At 71.3% G+C, this 1808-nt stretch carries 1 protein-coding gene; it reads right to left on the reverse strand.

What is annotated here, in order from left to right:
• Positions 1–53: 53 nt before the first annotated feature.
• Positions 54–1808: acyltransferase domain-containing protein (locus BHU15_RS37010; protein ID WP_218028103.1), on the reverse strand; the 1755-nt coding region annotated here is incomplete at its 5' end.

Genomic DNA, 1808 nt, shown 5'->3' on the forward strand with positions numbered 1-1808 from the left:
GGGTGCGGGCGGCCTCAGGCGCTTGCGTCAGGGCCTCGCGCTGCCTGCCGGGGTCAGGAGACCCCCACCAGTGCGCCGAGCGTGCCGGTCGCGTTCTCGGTCCAGGACTGGTCCTCTTCCGAACGGGACCTGATGGTGAGGGCCCGGCCCGCCGACGGGTCGTCAGGTCCGACGATCACCTGGAGAAGGGCCGCGGACTGGGACCCGAAGGTGACCGGCGCGTGCAGGACCAGTTCCGCTATCTCGTCGAGACCCACCGTCCCGGCCGCGTGGAGCGCGAGCTCCACGAAGGCCGTGCCCGGGAGGATGACCGTTCCCATGACGGTGTGGTCGCTGAGCCACGGGTGGTCGGCCAGTGTCACCCGCCCCGTGAACAGGGCGGTTCCGTCCGGGAGTTCGGTGGTCGTGGCCAGCAGCGGGTGGGAGGCGGACTCCAGACCGAGGCCGGCGGCCGTACCGACGGGGTCGGCGGTCTCCAGCCAGTGGCGGCGACGCTGGAAGGCGTACGTGGGAAGGTCGACGCTCCTGCCCCCGCGTCGTGCGAGGAACCCCGCCCAGTCGACCGTGGCGCCGGACACGTGAGCCCGGACGAGCCCGTCGAGCAGGCTGGCCGGCTCGGAGACCTTGGCCCGGATCAGCGGTACGGCGGTGGCGTCGGGCAGCGCTTCACGGGTCAGCGCGGCGAGTACGGCGTCGGGGCCGACCTCGATGTACGTGGTGACGCCCTCCTCGTGGAGCGTGTTGAGGCCGTCGTGGAAGCGGGTGGCGTTGCGGGCGTGATCACTCCAGTAGGTGGCGTTGGTGATCTCGGAGCCGGCCAGGCGGCCGGTGACGGTGGAGACGAGCGGGGTGCGCGGCACGTGGTAGGTCAGCGTGTCGGCCACCGCGTGGAGCTCGCCGAGCATCGGGTCCATGTGGGGCGAGTGGAAGGCGTGGCTGACGGTGAGACGGCGGATGCGTCGTCCCTGACCGGCGAACTCCTCGCCGACGGCGATGACAGCGGCTTCGTCCCCGGAGACGACCACCGAACGCGGGCCGTTCACCGCGGCGATATCGACCCGCTCCGTGAGGTGCGGGAGCACCTCTTCCTCGGTCGCCTCGACGGCCATCATGGCGCCGGCGGCGGGGAGGGCCTGCATGAGAGTGCCGCGCGCGGCGACCAGCCGGCAGGCGTCGTCCAGGGTGAGGATCCCCGCCGTGTGTGCCGCCGAGATCTCGCCGATCGAGTGGCCGACGAGATGGGTGGGGGAGACGCCGAACTCGTCGACGAGGAGCCGGGTGAGGGCCACCTGCAGGGCGAAGACGGCGGGCTGGGTGTAGCGGGTCTGGTTGAGCAGGGTGGGGTCGTCGGCGAAGACGACGTCCTTGACCGGCTGTTCGGCCTGGAGGTGCTGGTCCAGGATGGCGGTCACCTCGTCGAACGCGTCCCGGTAGACGGGGTGCGTGTCGTAGAGCTGACGGCCCATGCCCGGGTGCTGCGAGCCCTGACCGGTGAAGAGAAGGGCCACCTTCTTGGAGTGGGACTGACCGTGCAGGAAGGCGGTGCCGGGGTCCTGGGTCAGCGAGCGGAGGTGGTCGACGAGTTCGTCATGGGTGGCGCCGATCGCGACGGCCTGGCGCTCGAAGGAGGTACGGGCGGTGGCCAGCGAGTACGCGATGTCGACCGGCTGGAGCTCGGGGTACTCGCTTACGTGGTCGAGCAAGCGCTGGGCCTGGTCCCGCACGGCCTGTTCACTCTTGCCCGAGAGTATCCAGGGCACCGTGGTTGCCTGCGGCGCGGTCTCGGGGGCCGGCTCGGGGTGGGTGGG

It is taken from the genome of Streptomyces niveus (assembly GCF_001723055.1).
In the GTDB taxonomy this organism is placed as follows: Bacteria; Actinomycetota; Actinomycetes; order Streptomycetales; family Streptomycetaceae; genus Streptomyces; species Streptomyces niveus.